The following is a 23,454-nucleotide window of genomic DNA, read 5'->3' as shown; positions in this document are numbered from 1 at the left end:
TGATAGGTTTGATTTAAAATTTCTGTCAGTAAAATATCATCAAACTCATTGATAAGCTTTGGGTAAAATAAATTGACCCGCTTCCTCAAATTCTTTAGCAACTTTCAATAATTCAATTTCAGAATTTTTTGGTCCCCAAAGTTGAATTCCAAGTGGCAGATTCGTTTCTTCATTAACATAAACGGGCAGAGAAAGCGCAGGCTGACCCGTTAAATTACTGATGAAGTTATAAGGTGTAAAAGCTAATGAACGCTCAAAAGCGGCTTCAATAATCTCTATTTGTTGTTCAAATTCATATTGGCTAATTTCTGACATTTCTTTTAATACTTCCACTGTCATTAATTCCTGACCAATTTTAGGGGCTGTTTTAGCAGTTGTTGCCGTCAAAAATAAATCATAATCTTTATAAATTTTGTCAGTAAAATCTCTAGCCGCAAGATCCCACTGAGCTAAAGCGTTGATATAAGAAGACACCGGAGCTTTTCTTCCGGCTTCTAAAAGCGCATAAGTCAAAAGTTCAACATCTTGACTCGTCAATTTTCGTCCGGCAGCCCGTTCCCAAGGTTCTAACATGGCCACTGTTTCAGCCGCATTCATACGATAATAAGACTGAATCAAAGGACGAGCTTCTATGGGAAAATCAACTTCTGTCAATTCATGACCTTGACGCTCTAAAAACTCTACTGCCTTTAGGCATGCATTTATGGCGTCTTTTGATAATTCAATTCCAGAAATCGGGCTTTGGAGTGAATAAGCAATTTTCATTTTTCTTGATAAATTATTGCTGACAGCTTGGTCAGTACTTTTAGTGAGCGCTATAAGTTCTTTTTCGTCCAACAATTTTGCCTGATAAGGTGCTGCTTCTTGTAGGGTTTGCATTTCAAGCACAAAACGAGCCGTATCTCGCACAGATACAGTAAGAGCTCCAGAAATCGATGCTCCTTGCCATCCTCGGTAAGAATCAGGCCCTTGTGGCATCCGCCCTCTCGTCATTTTAAGTCCAATCAAGCCCGAAAATGAGGCTGGAATCCGAATCGACCCACCGCCATCTGAAGCTCCAGCAATTGCAAACATCCCAGAAGCCACGGCAGACGCCGCTCCGCCAGAAGACCCTCCCGAATAATAAGCTTCATTCCAGACATTTCGTGTATCTCCGTAGAGTTTTGAATCAGAAATGTTTTTAAAGCCAAACTCTGGAGAATTCGTTTGTCCAAATGGCGTGAAACCAGCATCTAAGAGTCCTTTAACATAGTTGTCATCCTCTGATGCCACATTCTCTGAAAAGAGGTGAGAGCTAGCCGTATCAGGCAATCCTTTATGAGTTTGTCCCAACATTTTCAAAGCAAAAGGAAGACCAGCAAAAAAACCTTGACTCGTTAAAGCTAAATCAGCTTTTGCCTTTTCTAAATCATAAGCAATAATCGCATTGTAACGCGGATTGAGCTTTTGAATCTTGTCATTTGTCATTTCTAATAACGCTTTGGCAGAAAGATTTCCTGATTTTAATTGCTCCGCCCAATAAGTTGCATCTTTAATTTCAAGCATGGTTCTCCTTTAAAAGCTGAGTTTTATATATCTGCTGACAAACTCATTCTGCCAACATTTTACCATACTTATCAATCATAATAAAAAATATCCGTTCCAAATTAGGACGGATATTTTTTATTATTATAACTGGCAAAACAAAATAAAGTTTTCATATTACTATCTTCCACTAACTTATGACCGAATGAAATGTAAGATAGCTGTTTCATACAGCTGATCCTTAGAAATTATCCAATTCTTGATACAAAAGTTTTTGCGCAACCGTTGGGTTAGCTTGTCCTTTAGTTGCTTTCATTAATTGACCAACCAAAGCTTTCGCCGCATTTTGCTTCCCACCACGATAATCTGCTACAGATTGTTCATTCTTAGCAAATACATCATGAATGATTGGCAAAAGCACTGCAGGGTCAGAAATTTGAACCAAACCAGCTTTCTTGACAAATTCTTCGGCAGAACCACCATTTTTTGCTAATTCAATAAAGACTTTTTTAGCAATTTTTGAAGAAATTGTTCCATCTGAAATCAAACGAATCATTTCTGTCAGATTTTCTGGAGTCAAGCCAATCTCATGAAGTTCTTTTTTCTCACTATTCAAATATTGAGCCACTTCACCTTGCAACCAGTTTGACACCAATTTAGGGTCAGTATCAAATTTAATCGCTTGATCAAAGAAATCAGAAACTTCTTTAGTTGCGGTCAATTGACGAGCATCATAATCAGACAAAGCTAAATCATTAATATAATGTGCACGTCTTGCTTTAGCCGTCATTGGAAGGCTCTCACGCATTTGCTCAATCCATTCGTCAGAAATTTCAAAACGAGGGACATCTGGCTCTGGGAAGTAACGGTAATCAGAAGCGCCTTCTTTAACACGCATCAAAATTGTTTCACCCGTTTTGTCATTAAAACGACGCGTTTCTTGACGAATTTCGCCACCAGCGCGCAAAATCTTAGCTTGCCTGTCGACTTCAAAGTCCAAAGCTTTTTTGACATTGCTAAATGAGTTCATGTTTTTAACTTCTGTCTTCACACCAAAAGCTTCTTGACCATAAGGACGGAGCGAAACATTGGCATCACAACGCATTGAACCTTCTTCCATCTTCACATCAGAAATTCCTGTGTAAAGAATGGCTTCTTTAAGTGCTGTCAGATAAGCATAAGCTTCCTCAGGAGTGCGCATGTCAGCTTCTGAGACAATCTCAATCAATGGTACTCCTTGACGATTCAAATCGACATAAGAATAACCATCCGTTCCGTGCGTATTTTTCCCAGCATCTTCTTCTAAATGAGCGCGCTCAATGCGAATCGTCGCTTTATGGCCATCTTCAAGTTCAATTTCAATGGAACCATTGTAACCAATTGGCTCATCAAATTGTGAAATTTGGTAAGCTTTGGGATTATCAGGATAGAAATAATTTTTGCGGTCAAAATGCATTGATTTGTGAATATCCATATTCAAAGCAAGAGCCGCTTTAATTCCGCTATCAATTACCCCTTTATTCATTACTGGTAAAACACCAGGAAGTGACCAGTCAATCACATTTGTATTTGTATTAGGGTCTCCACCAAATTTTGTTGAGGCGGGACTGAAAATTTTTGAGTTTGTACTTAACTCAACGTGGACTTCAAGCCCAATTACTGTTTCAAAGTTCATTATTTTCTCCGATACTTTCTTTAAGAAAGTCAAATTATCCTAGTCAATATATTGTTTTCCGGTTTTTGACAATTTTTCAAGCAAACTAAGTTGTGACATGGTCGTTCTTTTTACTGACAAGTTTGTCAGCTCTGAGCGTTTTATAAATTTCGTTTCTGAAGTTTCACTATTTTCCAGAAAATCAATGGATAAAGCTTTACACTTAAAAACAAATTTATTATATTGCTTTCCTTGCGGTTGCCATTTGTCTGTATCGAAAATCGCTAATAAGCGCTCAATCTCTCCAGAAACTCCAGCTTCCTCTTTCAACTCCTTAAGTAGATTTTCACTTGGCGTAAATCCAATCTCTCCATATCCACCTGGTAAGGCCCAGTCTCCCTGAATTTTATCCCGAACAAAGAGTATCTCTTTTTCTTCATTTTGAATAAAAGCCCGCACATCAATCATCGGTGTCGGATAAGAATTATTTGGACGAAAGAGATCTGTCAGCTCCTCTTTAGTCAAAGTAGTTGAATGCTTTAAAAGTTGAGGTAAAATCGCTTTGATTTCATGATAACGTTCAATATCAAAGACATCTTTCCCGTAAAAAAGTCCTGCATCAGCAACTGCATTTAATCGCTTGATTAATTCGTCAAATTCCATTTTTTATTTTCCAAAAATAATCGGTTGTTTTTTGTGGAAATCAGTAGTTGCTTCAAAAGCAGCCGCTACTTGATAAATCGTTTCTTCATCGTAACGTTTACCAATCAATTGCATTCCCACAGGTAGTCCATCGGCAAAACCAGCAGGAATTGAAATTCCTGGAAGGCCAGCTAGGTTGACTGGAATTGTCAATAAATCCGCCAAATACATTGAAAGTGGATCATCAACACGTGCTCCCAAGTCCCAAGCTGGTGTCGGAGTTGTTGGGCCTAAGATTAAATCATATTTTTCAAAAACTTTTGCAAAATCATTGATGATTAAAGTACGAACTTGACCTGCTTTTTTGAAATGTTTATCATAAGAACCTGCTGAAAGACTGAAAGTTCCTAACATAATTCGACGTTGAACTTCTGGACCAAATCCTTCAGAACGTGATTTTACATACAAATCTTCAAGATTTTTGATGTCTTGTGCACGATAACCGTAACGAATACCATCAAAACGTTGAAGATTTGAGCTGGCTTCAGAAGAGGCAATAATATAATAAACTGCAACACCATATTTACTGTGAGGAAGACTAACTTCTTCAACAATGGCACCCAATTTTTCCAAATGTTTAGCTGCTGCCAAAATTTGTTCTTTTACTTTTTCATCAATTCCTTCACCAAAATATTCTTTAGGCAAAGCAATTTTCATTCCTTTAATGTCTTGACCAATTTTACTTGTAAAGTCGGGAACTGCAACATTTGATGATGTGCTATCATTTTTATCAAAGCCAGAAATGACATTCAAAAGTTGAGCATTTTCTTCGACTGTTGGCGCCAATGGACCGATTTGGTCTAATGATGAAGCAAAAGCAATTAAACCAAAACGACTCACACGACCATAAGTTGGTTTCAAACCAACAATACCATTGAATGCGGCAGGTTGGCGAATTGAGCCACCCGTATCTGAACCCAATGATAAACGAACTTGACCAGAAGCAACTGAAGCCGCAGAACCAGATGAAGAACCACCAGGTACTTTTGTTTGATCCCAAGCGTTTTTGGTTGGCTTAACTGAAGAATTTTCACCAGAACCACCCATCGCAAACTCATCCATATTGAGTTTACCAATTGTAATTAACCCAGATTCGCTCAATTTATTCGCAACCGTTGCATTATAAGGTGGAATCCAACCTCCAAGAATTTTTGAGGCAGCTGTTGTTTCAATTCCTTCTGTAACAATATTATCTTTGACAGCAATTGAGATTCCGTCAGTCACAACGTCTGGATTAATTCCACGAGCATCAATTGCGGCGGCATCTTGCAAAGCTTTTTCTTCTGTAATTTTCAAAAAAGCATCAATTTGTGGTTCACGTGCAGAAATATCAGAAAGCGTTGCTTTTGTCAGTTCAAGAGCAGAAATTTCTTTATTTACAAGTAGCTCATGAAGCTCTTTGATTGATTTGTTATTGTATGACATTAAGCATCTCCTCCATCAGAAAGCATTGCTGGAACTTTGATAAAGCCGTCTTCTTTTTCAGGAACGGCTGCCATGAGTTTTTCACGGTCAAGTCCTTTTTCTGCCACATCTTCACGCATGAAGTTGAGATTATCTGCCACATTCATAGTAAATGGGACACCTTCACCATCAACTTCATCTAACATTTCAACCATATCAATGATTTTTCCAAAAGTATCGGTAAATGATTTTACTTCATTTACCGAGAATTCAAGCTTTGACAAAAGCGCCACGTGCTTGACTTGTTCCTCTGTAATTTGACTCATATTTTCAATCTCCATTTTTTAGAGTTTATTCTTGTTAATTATAACAAAAAATCGGCATTTTAACAGTCTGTCAGTGATTTTAAACCATTTACCAGTCATTTTTTTACTGACAGAACTTTTTGTCAGTAAAAATAGAAAGCAAAATTACTGACAGAAAAATTTATCTCTGATACAATTTTAAAAATTGCTGACAGATAATTTCGTCAGTAATTATAAATCTGTAATCGATAATCTTTATAAGACACAAACAACTCCCATCTGAGATAGGAGCTGTTTGTGAAACTAAATAGTACTCTAACCATGTATGTGGCTTCTGTCAGCAAGTTCAACCTTCTGACCTAACCTGATAGGATTTTGATTAAAAGACTTATAAAGCACCAACGCGAGTCGCAAGCGAATGATAAAAGGGCGAAGCGCTAACATGAATTCGCCAGTAATTTTCACATTCTAAACTAATAAAAATTTGTTTGAAACTCTTATAACGCACGAAAAGCTCCCATCTGCGATAGGAGCTTTTTGTGAAGCCGAAGTCTAAGCGCTAAAGCGCTAAGACCCTGGCTTTTAGAAATTACGTCCTGCAAGTTTATCAAATAAACCAGTATTAAGAACTTTAAGATAAGTTCCTTTCATACCAAGTGAACGTGATTCAATTACACCAGCAGATTCGAGTTTACGCAAAGCGTTAACGATGACTGAACGTGTAATCCCAATCTTGTCAGCAATGACAGAAGCGATAACATGCCCTTCTTCACCATCAAGCTCTTCAATGATTGCTTTAACAGCTTTCATTTCTGAATATGAAAGTGTGTTAACAGCCATAGTTGCCATGGTGTCTTTACGGATATTTTCTTCCATTTGTTCAAGTTTAAGATTTGAGAGTTGAACACCAATTACTGTTGTTGCAAGTTCAACTAAGACCAAATCATCATCAGTGAATTCGCCGTCTTCACGCCACATGATAAATGTTCCCAAACGCATTCCAGAACCATAAATAGGTGCTAAAGTTGTCACACCTTTTGGAAAATCGCCAAGGCTTTCTTCTGGGAAGATTGCTAATGGACGGTCAACAGGAACGTTTGCCATTGTATCGTAGATACGTACTGCCGCACGAACATATTCATCAGGCAATTTACGATCATAGAAAAATTGGTCAACACGGTCATTGTTTGTATTATAAGGCAATGAGTAACCAAGCAACTCGCCCTTCGTATTAATCACACATGCATTGCAATCAATGACGTTTGCCAAGCGTTCAGTCATACTGTTATATGGCAACTCTTGTTGCAAATCGGTCACTCCATCTTGCAAAATCGCGGTGATTTTACGTGTTTTTTCAAGTAATGTAGCCACTTTGTTCTCCTATTTTTTTATATTCTTGTTTTTATACAAAATTTTTCATAATCAGTATAACATAAAAAAGCATGAAAAACAATAAAAATTGTCAGAAAATTACTCTCAACAAAAAAAGATATACGAATTATTCATACATCTTTTTCTATTTATTATTTACGATATTGCCAAAGGAAACGTTCCATTTTTTCTTGTATTTCCGCTAATTCGTCCACACGAGGCAGATAAACAATTCGGAAATGGTCTGGCTCTTTCCAATTAAATCCTCGACCATGAACAAGCAGGATTTTTTCTTGCTTCAAAAAGTCCAAGACAAATTGTTCATCATTATCAATTTTATACATTTCTCTGTCAATTTTAGGGAAAATATAGAAAGCTGCTTGAGGTTTGACCGCAGATAATCCTGGAATATCATTGATGGCTTTATAAATGAATTCTCTTTGTTCATAAACTCGTCCACCCGGCAACAGCAATTTATCAACCGATTGAGTGCCACCAAGTGAAGTTTGTACGACTGATTGAGCTAAAACATTGGAACAAAGTCGCATTGAAGCCAGCATATTCAAACCTTCAATATAACCCTTGACATGTGATTTTTCACCTGACAGAACCATCCACCCCACGCGGAATCCCGCAATGCGGTGTGATTTTGAGAGGCCATTCATTGTGACCACAAAAAGATCTGGTGCCAAGCTAGCAATCGGAACATGAACTGCTCCATCCATAACCAATCGGTCATAAATTTCGTCAGAGAAAATAATTAAATTATTTTCTCTAGCCACTTGAACAATTTCAAGCAATAAATCTTTAGAATACAGCGCACCCGTTGGATTATTAGGATTAATCAAAACAATGGCTTTTGTATTACTTGTGATTTTTGAGCGAATATCATCAATGTCAGGGAACCAACCAGCCTGTTCATCACAGAGGTAATGAACAGCTGTTCCTCCAGCTAAGCTGACAGAAGCCGTCCAAAGTGGATAATCAGGCATAGGAATCAAAACCTCATCCCCTGTGTCCAAAAGTCCCTGCATGGCCATAACAATCAATTCAGAAACCCCATTACCTGTGAAAATATCATTGATATCAAGATTAGGAAAACCCTTGAGCTGACAGTATTGCATAATCGCTTTACGAGCCGAGAAAATCCCTTTAGAATCTGAATATCCTTCGCTATCCACAGCATGTTGAATCAAGTCACTAATGACTTCATCAGGAGCAAGAAAGCCAAATTCAGCTGGATTTCCTGTATTCAATCGAAGAATTTTTTCACCATTGGCTCGCATTCTTTGTGCTTCATCCAATACTGGACCACGAATATCATAGCTGACATTATCAAGTTTATGCGATTTTTCAAATTTTCTCATTATTGACCTCCGTAATATTATGAAGTTTTGATTTTCAAAACTTACAAACAGATTCTGGTAACACTAGTTTATTTCTTTTTATAGACTTGGAAATATTTTCCAGCATAGTTAGTCACTTTATAGTCTTTATCTAAAACTTTTTTCAAACTAGTCGGAGCTTTCTCACTGGCCTGTAAAACAACGAATTTATCTGATAATTTACCCACTTTCAAATCATAACTTTGGGTAAATTTAATTGGATAATTTGCTGGAACATTATCTAAAGTTGAAATTGTTTTGGTCAAATTGTTAATATTTTTACCATCAGCGACAACATAAACTCGGTCAGAACCTGTGGCATTTGCCTTAATATATTGTGCCACACTTTGCTCTTCTGAAGCAATTGTTCGGTTCATGAAATGATAACTAATTGGTGTAAAAATGACAAAAAGTATTGCCAAAATCGGAGCAAATAAACGATTTTGCAGATATTTCAACAAAATTTGATCGCTATCTGTCAACCCAAGACCTGCAAAAACTATTGTAAATGGCAGGACAGCCAAAAGATTAGAACTATCAAAAGTCTGAGCAAAAACAATCATCGTTGTCAATCCAACAATTCCAATAAGCATCATGACATACCAAACTCTGGCTGGTCCACCCTTTTTGAGTTGTACAATTCCTTGGACGAAACCTGCAACAATTCCAAAAATAAGAGTGAGAACTAAAGCTTTAGCAAGAGTTAATAATAAATCACCACTTGGACCAAAATGTGTAAAGGGAATTAAAATAGATTGTTCAATAGAAGTATAGATTGTTTGTTCTTCAAGAGAATAATAAGCGACTGAGTAACCTACTAATAGAACTCCCAAAATTGTTGCCAGCATTTGGTAAAAACCACGTCCAATTTTACGGCTACCCACATTATGAATAATGAGAGCGATAGCAGATAAAATAAAGAAAACTGACATGACAGGAGAAATGACTAAGGCAAAGGCAGCTGCCATTCCAAATCGAATAAATCCCCTATCTGTAGAACTATCTTGGAAATAAGAACTCAAAAATCGTGCTGCCCATAAGGCAAAAGGAAGAGCAAAGAGCGTTGGACTATCTCCTCCTCTTGCCAAACCTGCAATAATAACTAAGGTAAAAACCGATACAGTTAGTGATGCCGTTTGATTTTTCGTTTGTTGACCCACTAAGCGGTAAACTAAAATTCCACTGATTAGTAAAGCAATAATTTCAAAAAGCCATAAAAGCCAAGTCGTCCCACCAATATTCCCTAACCAATTAATGAGATAAAAAACCGTACCACCTGTCCCATAAAAATCATTAAAAGGAACTAAACCATGATGCATCGCAAATCCTGAATAAAGGTTTTGTGATTGGCTGGCTGTGGCTACTGGTTTCCACAAAGGAAATGCATAAAAAGTTAATGCTAAAAGCACTGACAGACCCGTAAGTAATCCATAGACTGCTAAAGGAATTCTGAGTGTTTTTTCATGTGTCAATTTTTGTCTTGAAGTTCGTTCGACGTTTTGACCTTCTGGTTCTTCTTCTAAATGCCTGATTGCTTGATTCGCTGCCGCTTCCACGACATCAGAATCTTTATTTGCCCAACGAGAGCTTCTCCGCTCACGACGTGACGAGCGGGATCTGTATTCATTTGACATGACGTCCTCCGATGTTTCCTTAGCGGAAATCTTTTTTATAAACAAAATGCTTGTTTCAAATACACAGTTGTAAAAAAATTATACCAAATTTTTGGAAAACACTCAATAAAGTTAAAAATGATTATAAAATTATAAGCAAAAAATTACTGACAAAAAGGTCAGTAATTTCTATAAGTTAATATTATTTATAAACTACTTAATTCCTAATTTTACCAAGAATCCAAAGGACCAAAGCGACAACAGCAATGAATAACCAAAAGTGCGGGTTAAACAAAAGTACAATCCCTGAAATAATCAAACGAACAATCAGTAAAATAAGTAAAATGGGCAAGATATAGCGTACAAATACTCTCAATGCCATCACTCCCAAAAGCACTAACAAAATTGAAAGCAAAGCCCCCATTACAATCAAACCTGATAAAAATCCTACAAACATTTTTTCTCCTTTTAGTAGTAACGACTACGACTGGCTCTCACAAGCCATACAATAATGCTAATTACGAGCAAAGTCCCCCAAAAATGCGGACTAAGTAAGAGCATTAAACCACCGAACAAAAATTTCAAAATCATTAATATAATCAAAGCAGGTAAAACAATTTTAAAGAATCCTTTTATAAAAAGTAACATAGCTAAAAATAGTATAAGTAGTAAAAACATTCTCTTTCCTCCGATAATTAACAAATTCTAATCACTCATGAATTTGTATTTATATATTAATTATAGCAAGAAAAAAAGCCCGAATTCTCAGTCTTTTGACTGATTTTTCAAGCATTTTTTTTACTGACAGAGCTTTATTTTACTGACAGAACAGTCTGTCAGTAACTATTTAGGGCTGACTGTGTTAACTGCGGTCCCGTCAGCATAATTAATTTTTGCATTTGGAGCGACATTGTCAAGAACAACGACAGTTGCTCCACCATTTCCTGACTTTTCACGACCACCACCGAGTTTGATAGACAAGGTTTGACCATTTTTATCAATTCCAACATAAGCCAAACGAATTTGTCGAGGCAAAAGTTCATTTCCTTCGTAGAGAGGGGTCACTTGGTAATCTAAATAATAATTGGGATGATTTGCAAGCCAACTGTCCAAACGATTTTCGTAATAAAGCATGCTGGCTGTATTTCCATCATTGGTTCCAGTGAAATTTCCACCATTGAACCAAGCCGTTTCTGGCACTAAATTTCTTGCTTCATTATTTAGACCTGAAAATTGATAACCCACCAAATGGCCACGAGCCATTAGCCACATTTTACCAATCGAACCATCTGATTTTTTATAATAAAAATTATAATTATGCCAACCAACTGGATTATAGGTCAAAGGTTCACGTTTGACTTTAGGTTCTTGAGAATCTTTCAATTGAATATGTGAATCAACCGCACGACCTAAAGCATCAATATTGGCCATGACCATTTGTCTTTGATTTTTAAAAGTTAAAGGAGCTTGTTTAACCGAACTTGCCAGTGATTTTGTGGAAACTTGACTACTATTATCAGTAGCCGAATTATTTCCTTGTCCCAAATGCAGACGTCCCGAACCAAAATATCCTACAGCCAGTGCAATAATGACTACAATGACGCTTGTTAGTGTTTTTATTTGTTTCTTATTCATAGCCTAATTATAGCAAAAAATTTCAAGAATTTTACAATTCTGAAAAACTTTTATAATCATTTTAAAGAAGCTTTTAAACCACACCACTTCCCTTAATATTGTATAATAAAAACAAAGCAGGAGGAGGAAATCTAATGTACGAATTTGAAAATCCAGAACAAGAGGCAATGTTTGATTATCTCAAAAATGCAAAAACCATCGCTGTCGTTGGGATTAGCGATAAAACAGACCGTTCATCTTTTTTAATTGCTCAAGGATTACAACAAAATGGCTACCATGTTATTCCAGTCAATCCAAGACTTGCTGGCCGTGAATTACTAGGTGAAAAAGTCTACCCTTCTATCAAAGAAGTTCCATTTCATATTGATATCGTTGATATCTTTCGTCGAAGTGAATTTTTGGCGGATGTTGCTCGTGACTTCATTGAAACTGACGCCGATATTTTCTGGGCGCAATTGGGCTTACAATCTCAAGAAGCTGAACAAATTCTTCGAGAAGCAGGAAGAAATAAAATTGTGATGAATCGCTGTATTAAAATTGAATATGCCTATTCAGGCTTAGGGAAAAAATGACTACAAAAGTTATTTTATAGACTATTACGTTTCCCCGGCAACATTTTATCGATTTTTTTTGATACAATAATAAAGTTGAATTACGCAAACACAAAACTCTCGTCTAAAAAGCGGGAGTTTTATCTGTTTTTTAGGCGGATGTTTACGCATTCATAAATTTTTCTCAAAGAAAGGAACTTTATGAAAGAAAAACTTTGGACAACAACTTTCGTTGTTAATATGTTACTTAATTTTATTTTTTATCTTGTTTTTTATCTCCCTACTGTTGTTATTGGTACAATGGCTATGGAACGTTATCACGCTTCTGCTAGTATCGCTGGTATTTTATCTGGAATTTTTATTGTCGGCGGATTTATTGCTCGACTTTGGGCTGGAAATAATATGAAACGCCTTGGTGCAAAAAAACTTTTGTACATAGGAACACTCATTTATTTCTTGCTTACCTTTGCTTATTTCTTTGTGCATAGTGTCGTTCTACTATTAATTTTACGTCTTGTACATGGACTTGGATTCGGTATTGCTGCAACAGCTTCTGGAACTTTGGCTGGTGCCATTGTTCCTTCTTCAAGACGTGGTGAGGGAATTGGTTATTATGCGCTTTCTGTCACATTATCGTCAGCAGTTGGTCCCTTTTTATCAATGTTTCTTTACCGGACATCAGGTTTTTATTCATTAATTTGGCTTTCTGCCTTACTTTTATTTATTGCCTTAGTCGGAATTTTCTTCATACATGTTGAAAAAACTACTGACAGCTCTAATTCTGTCGATAATAAAGTGCATAAAAAATTCGCTTGGTCAAATTACTTTGAAAAAGAAGCTTTACCAATTTCATTAATTGCCTTTCTCATAGGTATTTCATACTCAAGTATTCTGTCATTTATGGATGCTTACGCTCGTAATATTCACCTTTCAGAGGCTGCCTCATTTTTCTTCTTAGTTTATGCCATTACTGTCCTTCTTTCTCGTCCAATTACTGGTCGTGTCTTTGACGGCTTTGGTGATAACTTTGTAATGTATCCAACCTACCTCTTCTTTGCACTTGGCCTTTTACTGATTGGTTTTGCTCATTCTGGTTGGATGTTGCTCCTTGCTGCTATATTTATCGGTTTAGGCTACGGCTCATTTTCGCCTTTTGGACAAGCAATTGCCATCCGTAATTCAGAAGCTCATCGTTTAGGAATCACAACTTCTACTTTCTTTGGCTTTATGGATATGGGTGTCGGTTTTGGACCCTTTATTTTAGGAATGTTTATGCCTCTATTAGGCTATCGTAATCTCTATTTTGCCTCAGCAATTCTTGCACTTCTAATTGCTGTCATTTACCATTTCGTTCATGGACGTCATGCTAAACGTGAAAATTAAGCTACTGATTGTTCTGTCAGTAAATAAAAAAAGCTGTCAGTAACTTTGACAGCTTTTTTATTATTTACCAATATTTTCGTAATAAGCAATTGAAGCCATGTTGAGGTAAGGAGTAGTCCAGAATCCTGCTAAACCACCTGAGATACCATAAAGAACATACCACCAGAAGAAACTCAATTTGAAAATGAAGTAATTTCCACGCAAACCTTTCATCATTGTTGCTGATTCGCTAAGAACGCCCATAACACCGCTGTAACGTCCTTCTTCTAACTGATCAAACAAAACATAAGTTGCTTGTGACCAACCAAGTCCCAAATAAATTGCAAATGCCCAACCAATCACTGGGATAAACATCAAGGCAACAAAAATCACCCCTTTGACAATACTTAAAAGAATAATTTTGCCAGCTGAACCATCATAGAAAGGTCCAAAAACATTTTTAAATTGTGGATTATTTCGTTCACCACGGAAAATTTTGATATAGTTAAAAATTGCCCCAACTGTTACAACTGAAACAAACAAGGCTACAACAATCATTAAAATAGCAATAAGCAAAGTCGCAAAGCTAATCACCATCCAAACACTACCTGGAATACTATCAAAATTAGAAGTATTGTAGTCCATGGACTGCTTTACACCATTTCCTCCACCTAAAATCCCCGCAATAATTGGAATAATAAAGAGTAACATTTTTGAACCAAAATTATCTTTTAAAGCTCCTTTGGCTTGATTTTTCAATTCCCATCTTGACATAAAATACCTCCCAATAATTTGTCTTACATTATATTTACTTAATTATACCAATAAATAGGTAAAATCTCTAAGACTTTCGCCCGATTTTCAAAAAATCATCTATAAAAAGCGTTTAATTTTTGTTATACTTATAAGTGCTTGCTTTTTAAGCTACAAGAAGACTCGATTCTACGAGTAAATAAAGGAATCTTATGACAGAACACGCAATAAAATACAGATTAATAAAAAAAGAAAAACATACAGGAGCAAGATTAGGAGAAATCATCACACCACATGGTACCTTCCCAACTCCAATGTTTATGCCCGTAGGTACTCAAGCTACCGTTAAAACAATGAGCCCAGAAGAACTCAAAACATTAGGCTCAGGGATTATTCTCTCAAACACTTACCACCTCTGGTTACGACCCGGAGATGAACTCGTCGCTGAAGCTGGCGGTCTTCACAAATTTATGAATTGGGACCAACCTATCCTGACTGATAGTGGTGGTTTCCAGGTTTACAGCCTAGTTCAAAACAAAAAAAATATCACAGAAGAAGGCGTTAAGTTCAAGAGCCATTTGGACGGACGTGAACTTTTTCTTAACCCCGAAAAAGCAATAAGCATTCAAAATAATCTTGGCTCTGACATCATGATGTCCTTTGACGAATGTCCACCTTTCTATCAACCCTATGACTATGTCAAAGCCTCTGTTGAAAGAACTTCCCGTTGGGCTGAGCGTGGCCTCAATGCTCACCGTCGTCCAAATGACCAAGGACTTTTCGGAATTGTTCAAGGAGCTGGTTTTGAAGATTTACGTCGTCAATCAGCTAGAGACTTGACTTCAATGGATTTCGCTGGTTATTCTATCGGTGGTCTTGCCGTTGGTGAATCTCATAAAGAAATGAATGCTGTCCTTGACTTTACAACACCAATGCTTCCAGAAGACAAACCCCGCTATTTAATGGGTGTTGGTGCACCAGACAGCTTGATTGATGGAGTTATCCGTGGAGTTGATATGTTTGACTGCGTTCTTCCTACACGAATTGCTCGTAATGGAACTCTAATGACTCATTTCGGTCGAGTTAACATTCGTAATGCTAAATACGAACACGATTTTACTCCACTTGACCCAATGTGCGATTGCTACACATGCACTAACTATACACGCGCCTACCTTCGTCATTTAATCAAAGCCGATGAAACTTTTGGCCTTCGTCTTTGTTCATACCACAATCTTCACTTCCTCGTAAATCTAATGAAAGACGTTCGCGGGGCCATTATAGATGACAACCTTCTGGAATTCCGAGAAGATTTCTGTGAGCGTTACGGCTACAATCAACCCAATGCCAAAGACTTCTAGTTCTTGAAAATAGGTTTAAAAAGTTGTATCATAATAAAAGTGGGTAACCACTCTCATTATGTGCCGAGTTAGCTCAGTCGGTAGAGCACTTCACTCGTAACGAAGGGGTCACAGGTTCGATTCCTGCACTCGGCACTAATTCAAAAGCCTTGTATAGTTGATATATAAGGCTTTTCCTTTACTCTTTTTTCTATTTTTATCATATTCTTATAACCTCTATTTTTAACATTTTCTATTACTATATTACAATATGATATAATCATATAAAAGTGTTAAAAATAGAGCCAAGAACATAAAAAATAGGACAAAGTAATCATGAATAAAAAAACCAAAAATAACAACTCCATTATTATAATTTTCATAGCGACAATTCTTATTCTACCTTTGTTTGTAGGCTTTATGGTAAAATATACTCCAAACTTTGGAACTTTTGGTAACGCTTCTGATTGGTTCTCTTTTTGGAGCAATTATTTAGGAGCAATAATCGGTGTGATTGGTGTATTTGTTGTTTTACTTATAGAAAAAAGAAATGAAAAGGATAAGGAGAAAATTAAAACTGAAGAAGAAGTCTACAATAATTTTATTTTAAAATATTATTATCCTTTTTCAAATTACCTTGATTATCTGGTTACTCTTTCTGGTCATAGTAGAAAATTAACTATTGAACAATTTGAATCAAAGCTCAGTGACTATATTCGAAACATGCTTATTGATTTCAAATACGCTTCTCCATCTTTGAAGAAAAAGCTGAAAAATTGGGAATACTACGATTATTATGAAGACCTAAAAGGAGACCAGAAACGAATTGTACAAATTCAAATTGCTCAAGAATTATTTATCCAAACATACACTATTTCAGAATCACTCAATAAACAAGATCTTTTAGAGGATTTTTGGATTTTCTTTTCAATATTAATTCTCTATAAAACTGATGCTGAAGATGAAAATATTATGTTTGGTGCTTGGCGTCAGAAATATTTTAATATTTATATGAAGATAAGTGTTAAACATCCCACTGAGAAAGAACAAAAAAATCTTTGTATACAAGCCTATAAAATCTATTCTGAATCTGATAATGATAATAAGTCAGAAAAGTTGAAAAAATTATTTAATGTAAATTAGAATCACTTGAACTTTAGAATCTATTATTAATTTTTTAATTTAAAAAATTTTTAATTTCATCAAACTCTTTAATTCTCATTTCTTCTAATAAATGGGCATATATTTTTATTAGCATTGAGGTATCTTTATGCCCCATTAACTTTGCCACTACTTGAATATCTACACCCTTACTTAATAGTACACTACCAAAAGTGTGTCTAGCACCTTTACTTGTGATTATTGGCTCAATTTCTAACTCATTTAACATCTTTTTCATTGCCTTATTTATCGTGGCTACATTTGGAATACCATTTTGCAAGCCATAATGATAAAAGAGAAAATTTTCTGTATTACTCAACCCAAGCTCAATATTTACTTGATTTTGAGCTTTTTTTAATTGTTCCAATATATCCAAATCTTTTTTGCTTACTGGAACACTACGAACTGAAGTATCATTTTTGGGTTTTACAAACTTATACATTTTTGTATTAAATCTATGATATGTTTTTATATAGCCATTTTTAAAATCCACATCTTCCCATTTCAAACCCACCAGTTCTCCATATCTAAGATCAGTCTTAAATAAAAAATATTCAATAAATGATACTATTGTACAGAATGTGGAGCAAATTCTACTTTCCTCGAAAATGGACTTCTTAAAAAATGGACTGGTACCCCATAAAACAAAAAAGACTAGAATTTTATCTAGTCTTTTATTTTATTTTTAATTTAATTTTACTAAACTTGGATAATCTGATTTTAAACTATCTAAGGCTTCTTGAGTTGAACTAAAACTGCTTTGATATTCACCATAAGAATCTTCTTTAGTTAGTGAAGAAATATTAATCTTGTCTCCACTAAGTTCTAAGCCTTTGTAACCATAGATATAATAATCTGTTGTTTTCTTATGGTCTCCAAAAAGCACTTGGTCATCATCAATTTTATAAATAGATACCACAGAAAACCCTTCTGCATCAGAATCTGAAATGTTTGTACCAATAAAGTAACTATCTTGACGAGTAACTGTATATTTATCATAATCATTAGATTTATGATTATTTCTAGCTACTGTATCAATCTGATTTAATAAATCATTTTGATTTGAAATTTTTGGTGAATCTAGTAAACCTGATACTTTAATATTAGTTTCTTTTTTACCTTCAATAATTTGTCCTTTTTCAGACAAAGTATTAATATAATCATTTGAAAGATATACTTTAATAGAGTCACCATTAGTTAACTCCTCTCCATCCGTACTAATATCTGAAGAGTACGAATCAGAAGGCTCTGATAAAGAATAAATCTTATCATCAAATTCAGTTTTCCCAAAATGATTATAACCTTTTATTTTAATAGGATATTTTTTTATAATATCACTCATCGTATAAGATGTTGATTTCTTTAAACCTGAAACTTTTATTGTTTTTTTAGAAGATTGGATAGGATTATCCTTTAAGTGTGTATTTACACTTAACGTAAGTTTATCTCCATTGGATAAATCCGAATCTTTATCAAGTCGTACCGCTGTATCCTCTATATACTTTTCAACTTGTGGCGCTTTAGTATAATCAGCGGATAAAACCTGTTCATTCCCCTTTTTGATAGCTTCTACATCTGAATTGCTATATCCTACTTTCTTAGCAATTATTGATTCCATTAAATATTTATAGTTACCAGATAACTCAGCACTCCCTTGCTTATTATATCCTGAGAAGTCAACTTTAACTTCATTAATAATATTTTTAGGACGACCAACCATAAAAGAGAAAATACCTATTATAACAATCAATCCCGCTATAATTCCCCCAATAGCAATAAATATTTTCTTGTCTTTTTTAACCCTGCTAATAATATCTTCTGTTTTAGAGTTAGGGGCTTTTAACTCATCATTTTCTTCAATGTCAATTTCTCCTTTAGCTTGCGCTTCTAAAAACTCTTCTACTGATGGTTCCCTATCGTTCAACTGACGGAAACCTTTTTTCCATTCTTCTTTTGTAGCCATACTTACTCCTTAATTTTGAAAATTCACCATTAACTTAACAAATAATTCATTAAAAAAGACTATAAAAACTTATATCTATTTTCAGTCATTTTAATTCAAATATTATCCAACATTTGTTTTTGTTTTTCAAAAGTGTCGGATAATTTATCACTAAACTTACCTTTAATTGCTTCTTTAAGCTCTGATGAATTTTTAGAAATAGATTGTTTAGCTGTCTCTGATTCTAATTGTGCACTTTTTTGGCGCTTGTCTCTTTGCTTATAGCTAGTGACTGTTCCTGTTTTTCCCAATGTTTGAACTTTAATTTTCTGTAATTCTTTTTGTACCTTTTTTATCAGCTCATCTACAATATCCATACTCAATCCTTTTCTTGTAACTGTCTAAATTTTTGGTTAAAGTCTAATTCTGATTCTTCAATTTTAGATTGTACCGTTCTTTTTTCAGTTTCAAACGCTTCGGTCATCTCTTGAGAGAGATGATTTAATCGATAACGAGAAAAATCAGACGCTTCAGAGACATCTCCATCGACTTCTTGAAGCATACGTCCAATTTCATTTGTGGCTTGCTCAATCATATCGTTAACGGAACGCTCTCCTCTTCGAAGTTCATCTTCTTGTTCTTCTAATTGTGTTCTTTGATAACGATAATCACGTAGTAATTCCTCTTCATTAATCAAAATATTCGCTCCTTATCCTTTAAGTTGTTGGGCTAATTCACTATCTCGAGCAACCAACTCTGAAATTTTTCCTTTGATTTCACTCTCAAGCGTTTTAAATTGATTACTCATTGTTCTGACTTTATCAATTTTATTTTGGTACTGCCCTGTTGGAAAGCCGACAATATTCTCTTGCGTAAAACCAACCATTTCAAGTGCTTCGTAAATTTCCCAAGTTTCAAGAAGATTTCCCATACCTACCGCTTTATTAAAAGTGTCTTGCCATAGTTTTTCTGATTCTTTAATTCCTTCTTGATAATTTTTCATGACATTAACCATTGATAAATCAAATTCAGCTCCAGCTGTCGAAACAATCGCTAAAGCTCGAGTATCATCTAAATAAATTTTTTCGCCAGATGAAAGTCCTCCTCCACTTGAAGTAAATTTTGATTTTAAATCATTCAATCCCTTAATTTGAGATTTAAAACTTTTTTGAATCAGAGAAATTCCAGTACTTAAGGTTCCTTTATCTGTAATGCTCCATACTCCATTTACAGCATCTTTTAAAGAACCATCTTTTGCGAATTTATAAGAAGTTAAGAAATGCCCTGACAATAAAGCACCACTCCCAAAATCACCAGCATAAATTGCCGTTCCAAAATCTGAAGCATTAGTCATAGAAGAGACCTGGTCGCCTTTATGCATGAAATTCAAAATAAATTCTTTCCCATCTCCATTAATCCAGGCTTTTTCTTTTTCGGTTAACTGTGAACCTACTCCAGCTGTTGAAAAAGTAACCGCAGGAATATGGTTAGCAGCAGCCACTTTTTGAGCTAATGCTCCTCCTAAAGAGTGACCAGTCACAGAATCAATATTACTTGCACCGTATATTTGAGCCATTTCATTATAAAATTGTTGGGCACTCGCAAATTGAGAATCTAATGTTCCATCTTTTTCAAAACCAAGCACCACATTAGATAAATCAGCACTCAAATCATTTAAGTGCCAATCCGTAGCATTTGTTCCAGCAAAAGCCATTATCACATGGTTATAATCAGTTTTTCCATTTACTACAGGAGCAACAACCATTCCTTGAAATCCATTCTTTTCATATCCTTGGCTATTATACTTATCATTCGTATCTACAGTATTTAATATTTCATACTTCTGACCAGTATTTTTAGGATAGTTTTCATAAACAAATTTCCCTGATCTAACTGGCTCTTTTAATTTTACTGAATCAGTATCATATACAATATTATCTAATCCTGAGTATTGTTTGGGTGTTGTCATTCTAATATCTCCTCCTTTCCATTACTATATTTAACTTTTGTAGGATTAGTGGTTTTTCCACCAATTTTATCTTCTGGAAACTTTTTAGGAATTCCACCATAAGTCCCACCATCTTTTCCAGTTGCAATCTCATACCATTCATTAGAAATTTTTATTTTTACGTTTATATACCAAGTTCCAAAATCATTTTCTGTACCTGAATCATTTCCACCATCTTTATTAAAAACAACTTCTTCTAAATCTTTATATTCATTTCTCAACGAAATTGCTGCTTGTTTTTGATTTTCTAGTTTTTCATTTACTTTATTATTCATATAAACCTTTCCGACAAAGAACATCACGAGGATTAGCACACCCATTATAATGACTAGCCCTATAACTTTTTTCCGTTTCATTTTTCATTCCTTTTCAAAAAAAGTAGCCATTTGGCTACTTATATTTAGAACCCAAAGCTTTGAGCGTCTTGTGCATCACGTTCCGCAACTGTATCTGCATACTTGTTCAATTGTTGGTTAATGCTTTCAAGCAATTCTTCAAATTTACGAACATTTTGTTCTAATTGGTTGTATTGCTCTAAATAAGCTTGAAAGGCTTGACCTTTCCATTCTTCCGCAATTGTGCTATTCATTGAATTTACACGTTGGATTGCTTGTTCAATTTGTTCTTTAGCTTGAAGGTATGTTTGGGACTGCTGTTTAAGTTCTTCAGGAGTTACAGAAATTTGTGACATTTTTACACATCCTTTTTAGTTTGATAATTATATTTTACTTTTTTTTCTTTAACATGTCAATTTGTTTTTTGATTCACCTTTGCCCTTATTTTGGGCAACAAAAAATAACATCTGTAATGATTGTTGAAAAATTATAAAATAAAGAGTCACTAAGAAGATTTTTAGCGACTCTTTATTTTGTAACTTTCGTACTTATTTTCATAAATACTCCTATATACTTCTCTATCTTATTGTTAAGTTTGTGGTTAATTCTATTAAAAAAAATTGACTACTAGAACATTATATGACATTATAACGAACCAAGATTTCATAATAGTCTCTTTTCTCAGTATTATAGCATTACAAGATGATTTGTTAAATTAGTTTTGAAAACTAAAAAATTTACAAAATAAAAGGTTACTTATTCTTAAAATATTAGCCCCTTATTTTGTAAATTTGGTGTCCATAAAGTGTCCAATTTACAGTACCTTATAGCTTGTAAAAAATATTGTATATGATAAACTGCTTATTTTATGCGATTCTCTTTCTTACTCTTACTAAATAAAACCATTCCATAATTCTCGAAATCCATCAAATTTTGATAACCCAATTTCTATAATCCTCTTAAAGTAAATTTTATAACTTTTCTTATAACTTTTTTGTTTTTTTATAAATTTATCCTTGTTCTTTTAGCAAATATAAATTTATAACATCATCTAAAATACTATTATTAAACTAAAAGATTATTATTTTATATTGCCACTTCTTGCACTCGGCATAGATAAAAAACCTTGTATCGTTGATATACAAGGTTTTTATTATTTCATCATATTCTTTTAATTATATTTTTATTAGCATTGATGTATCTTTATGCCCATTAACTTTGCCACTACTTTATTATCGATACCTTAACTTAGTAGTACACTATCAAAAGTTTATCTAACACATCACTTGTAATTATTGGCTCAATTTCTAACTCATTTAACATCTTTTTCATTGTTTTATTTACTGTGACTACATTTGGAATACCATTTTGCAAACTATAATGATGAAAGAAAAAATTTTCTCTATTGGGCCAATCCAAGCTTAATATTTACATGATTTTGAGTTTTTTTGAGTAGTTCTAATATAGCCAAATATTTTTTACTTATTGGAATACTGCAAACTGAAGTATTATTTTTAGGTATTACAAACTAAAATATTTTTGTATTAAGTCACTACCACTTTTTCCAAATCAAAAACATGGCTAAAGCCATGTTTTTATATAATTTTACATTTTACGTCTTTTAAAAAATACATATAAAGTAGCACCCACCATTAATAGTCCAACACCAACTATAGGCAAGAAAGTATTTCGTTCTTCTCCTGTCTTAGGTAATTCTGGCTTTTTAGGTGTAATTGGAAGTCTTTTATTGATGAACTTTCCAGTATTAACAACTTGTGGTTTGTTTTCTGCGCTTGCTTTAATTTCAAAAGCTCTAGTTTCTTGACTTAATTGATAACCTGCTGGAGCCTTTGTTTCAACAAAAGTGTATTTACCTGGTTTTAGATGATTTGCCTTAATTACTCCATTTGCATCAGTTTTGATCCCCTTAATAACTACTTCATGAGTTTCACTATTAGTAACATTAAAGACTGCACCTGAAAGAGATTTACCATTCTCATCTACCTTAATTAATTCAGCAGATCCTTGATAATTGATAAAGTTCTCTGAAGCCATAACTATTTTTGGTTTATTCTCTTCTTTTGTTGAAATAGTAAAATCAACTTTTGAAGTATTCAAGATATAGCTACTTGGAGCTTTTGTCTCAACAAATGAATAATCTCCTGGTACAAGATTTTCAATTAAAACTTTTCCTTCTTTATCAGAAACCAAGTTCTCTTTGATACTCTTTCCTTTTGAATCAATAACTTTAAAGACTGCGCCTTCTAAAGCTTGACCTTGGCTGTCATGTTTAATTAATTCAGCAGATCCTTGATAGTTGATGAAATTATCGGAAGCCATGACTACTTTGGGTTGACCCTCTTCTTTTGTTGAAATAGTAAAATCAACTTTTGAAGTATTCAAGATATA

Annotated in this window: 24 protein-coding genes and 1 tRNA gene; 5 read left to right on the top strand and 20 right to left on the bottom strand. The window is 34.5% G+C overall.

Features of this window, described 5'->3' with window-relative positions; all coding sequences use genetic code 11:
• Positions 1 to 45: 45 nt before the first annotated feature.
• From IAE51_RS09610 to IAE51_RS09560, 11 genes are all read right to left on the bottom strand, one after another.
• Positions 46 to 1,545 (bottom strand): amidase family protein, encoded by a 1,500-nt coding sequence (locus IAE51_RS09610; RefSeq protein ID WP_200095272.1) that lies wholly within the window; start codon positions 1,543 to 1,545, stop codon positions 46 to 48.
• 220 nt (positions 1,546 to 1,765) lie between these two features.
• Positions 1,766 to 3,199, bottom strand: a complete 1,434-nt coding sequence (gene gatB, locus IAE51_RS09605; protein WP_003129725.1) for an Asp-tRNA(Asn)/Glu-tRNA(Gln) amidotransferase subunit GatB — start codon at positions 3,197 to 3,199, stop codon at positions 1,766 to 1,768.
• A gap of 39 nt (positions 3,200 to 3,238) precedes the next feature.
• Positions 3,239 to 3,841 (bottom strand): NUDIX hydrolase N-terminal domain-containing protein, encoded by a 603-nt coding sequence (locus IAE51_RS09600; RefSeq protein WP_200095270.1) that lies wholly within the window; start codon positions 3,839 to 3,841, stop codon positions 3,239 to 3,241.
• A gap of 3 nt (positions 3,842 to 3,844) precedes the next feature.
• The gene (gene gatA, locus IAE51_RS09595) at positions 3,845 to 5,305 is read right to left on the bottom strand and encodes an Asp-tRNA(Asn)/Glu-tRNA(Gln) amidotransferase subunit GatA (protein ID WP_015425676.1); all 1,461 of its coding nucleotides are present in this window, start codon (positions 5,303 to 5,305) and stop codon (positions 3,845 to 3,847) included.
• Entirely contained in the window at positions 5,305 to 5,610 is a 306-nt protein-coding gene (gatC, locus tag IAE51_RS09590) for an Asp-tRNA(Asn)/Glu-tRNA(Gln) amidotransferase subunit GatC (protein WP_200095268.1), read from the bottom strand. Before gatC ends, gatA begins: the two co-directional genes overlap by 1 nt.
• A gap of 561 nt (positions 5,611 to 6,171) precedes the next feature.
• Positions 6,172 to 6,960, bottom strand: a complete 789-nt coding sequence (gene codY / locus IAE51_RS09585; protein ID WP_003129722.1) for a GTP-sensing pleiotropic transcriptional regulator CodY — start codon at positions 6,958 to 6,960, stop codon at positions 6,172 to 6,174.
• A gap of 152 nt (positions 6,961 to 7,112) precedes the next feature.
• Complete coding sequence (locus tag IAE51_RS09580; RefSeq protein ID WP_003129721.1) at positions 7,113 to 8,327, bottom strand: pyridoxal phosphate-dependent aminotransferase; 1,215 nt, start codon at positions 8,325 to 8,327, stop codon at positions 7,113 to 7,115.
• A 68-nt stretch (positions 8,328 to 8,395) separates the two neighbouring features.
• Complete coding sequence (locus tag IAE51_RS09575; RefSeq protein ID WP_033899174.1) at positions 8,396 to 9,979, bottom strand: APC family permease; 1,584 nt, start codon at positions 9,977 to 9,979, stop codon at positions 8,396 to 8,398.
• A gap of 196 nt (positions 9,980 to 10,175) precedes the next feature.
• Positions 10,176 to 10,415, bottom strand: a complete 240-nt coding sequence (locus tag IAE51_RS09570; RefSeq protein WP_003129719.1) for a hypothetical protein — start codon at positions 10,413 to 10,415, stop codon at positions 10,176 to 10,178.
• A gap of 11 nt (positions 10,416 to 10,426) precedes the next feature.
• The gene (locus IAE51_RS09565) at positions 10,427 to 10,636 is read right to left on the bottom strand and encodes a hypothetical protein (protein ID WP_010905160.1); all 210 of its coding nucleotides are present in this window, start codon (positions 10,634 to 10,636) and stop codon (positions 10,427 to 10,429) included.
• A 165-nt stretch (positions 10,637 to 10,801) separates the two neighbouring features.
• On the bottom strand, positions 10,802 to 11,593 hold the full coding sequence (locus IAE51_RS09560) for a DNA/RNA non-specific endonuclease (RefSeq protein ID WP_031559092.1): 792 nt from the start codon (positions 11,591 to 11,593) through the stop codon (positions 10,802 to 10,804).
• Between the two features lie 134 nt (positions 11,594 to 11,727).
• Here IAE51_RS09560 and IAE51_RS09555 point away from each other — a divergent pair, with 134 nt between their 5' ends.
• Together IAE51_RS09555 and IAE51_RS09550 are read left to right on the top strand one after the other, a co-directional pair.
• Positions 11,728 to 12,165, top strand: a complete 438-nt coding sequence (locus IAE51_RS09555; protein ID WP_017864002.1) for a CoA-binding protein — start codon at positions 11,728 to 11,730, stop codon at positions 12,163 to 12,165.
• A 180-nt stretch (positions 12,166 to 12,345) separates the two neighbouring features.
• Positions 12,346 to 13,527, top strand: coding sequence for an MFS transporter (locus tag IAE51_RS09550; RefSeq protein ID WP_010905157.1), 1,182 nt, complete (start codon positions 12,346 to 12,348; stop codon positions 13,525 to 13,527).
• Between the two features lie 60 nt (positions 13,528 to 13,587).
• Here IAE51_RS09550 and IAE51_RS09545 read toward each other — a convergent pair whose 3' ends face one another.
• Positions 13,588 to 14,280: a DUF975 family protein gene (locus tag IAE51_RS09545; protein WP_003129712.1), complete on the bottom strand. Its 693-nt coding sequence runs from the start codon at positions 14,278 to 14,280 to the stop codon at positions 13,588 to 13,590.
• A 191-nt stretch (positions 14,281 to 14,471) separates the two neighbouring features.
• On the opposite strand from IAE51_RS09545, the gene tgt reads away from it, so the two are divergent.
• The 3 genes from tgt to IAE51_RS09530 all read left to right on the top strand — a co-directional run bounded on the left by tgt (position 14,472) and on the right by IAE51_RS09530 (position 16,742).
• Positions 14,472 to 15,620, top strand: coding sequence for a tRNA guanosine(34) transglycosylase Tgt (gene tgt, locus IAE51_RS09540; RefSeq protein ID WP_058206668.1), 1,149 nt, complete (start codon positions 14,472 to 14,474; stop codon positions 15,618 to 15,620).
• A 62-nt stretch (positions 15,621 to 15,682) separates the two neighbouring features.
• Positions 15,683 to 15,755: transfer RNA gene (locus IAE51_RS09535), tRNA-Thr, on the top strand.
• Between the two features lie 180 nt (positions 15,756 to 15,935).
• Complete coding sequence (locus IAE51_RS09530; protein WP_200095266.1) at positions 15,936 to 16,742, top strand: hypothetical protein; 807 nt, start codon at positions 15,936 to 15,938, stop codon at positions 16,740 to 16,742.
• Between the two features lie 34 nt (positions 16,743 to 16,776).
• Here IAE51_RS09530 and IAE51_RS09525 read toward each other — a convergent pair whose 3' ends face one another.
• The 8 genes from IAE51_RS09525 to IAE51_RS09490 all read right to left on the bottom strand — a co-directional run.
• Positions 16,777 to 17,319 carry a site-specific integrase gene (locus IAE51_RS09525; RefSeq protein ID WP_370524369.1) on the bottom strand — a complete coding sequence of 181 codons (543 nt, stop codon included), beginning with the start codon at positions 17,317 to 17,319 and terminating at the stop codon, positions 16,777 to 16,779.
• Between the two features lie 126 nt (positions 17,320 to 17,445).
• Positions 17,446 to 18,723, bottom strand: coding sequence for a zinc ribbon domain-containing protein (locus tag IAE51_RS09520; RefSeq protein ID WP_200095264.1), 1,278 nt, complete (start codon positions 18,721 to 18,723; stop codon positions 17,446 to 17,448).
• A gap of 95 nt (positions 18,724 to 18,818) precedes the next feature.
• Positions 18,819 to 19,079 carry a hypothetical protein gene (locus IAE51_RS09515; protein WP_200095262.1) on the bottom strand — a complete coding sequence of 87 codons (261 nt, stop codon included), beginning with the start codon at positions 19,077 to 19,079 and terminating at the stop codon, positions 18,819 to 18,821.
• Between the two features lie 2 nt (positions 19,080 to 19,081).
• Complete coding sequence (locus tag IAE51_RS09510) at positions 19,082 to 19,399, bottom strand: hypothetical protein (protein WP_200095260.1); 318 nt, start codon at positions 19,397 to 19,399, stop codon at positions 19,082 to 19,084.
• 12 nt (positions 19,400 to 19,411) lie between these two features.
• The gene (locus tag IAE51_RS09505; protein ID WP_200095258.1) at positions 19,412 to 20,671 is read right to left on the bottom strand and encodes a hypothetical protein; all 1,260 of its coding nucleotides are present in this window, start codon (positions 20,669 to 20,671) and stop codon (positions 19,412 to 19,414) included.
• Entirely contained in the window at positions 20,668 to 21,066 is a 399-nt protein-coding gene (locus tag IAE51_RS09500) for a hypothetical protein (protein WP_200095256.1), read from the bottom strand. Before IAE51_RS09500 ends, IAE51_RS09505 begins: the two co-directional genes overlap by 4 nt.
• 44 nt (positions 21,067 to 21,110) lie before the next feature.
• Complete coding sequence (locus tag IAE51_RS09495) at positions 21,111 to 21,401, bottom strand: WXG100 family type VII secretion target (RefSeq protein ID WP_200095254.1); 291 nt, start codon at positions 21,399 to 21,401, stop codon at positions 21,111 to 21,113.
• Positions 21,402 to 22,650: 1,249 nt separating this feature from the next.
• The coding region (locus IAE51_RS09490) for a SpaA isopeptide-forming pilin-related protein (RefSeq protein WP_200095252.1) at positions 22,651 to 23,454 on the bottom strand (804 nt) is incomplete at its 5' end.

Origin of the sequence: Lactococcus sp. S64, assembly GCF_016516525.1 — a bacterium.
Classification (GTDB): domain Bacteria; phylum Bacillota; class Bacilli; order Lactobacillales; family Streptococcaceae; genus Lactococcus; species Lactococcus lactis.
Note: the sequence above shows the minus strand (reverse complement) of the source record. Positions and strands in the feature narration are given on the sequence as shown.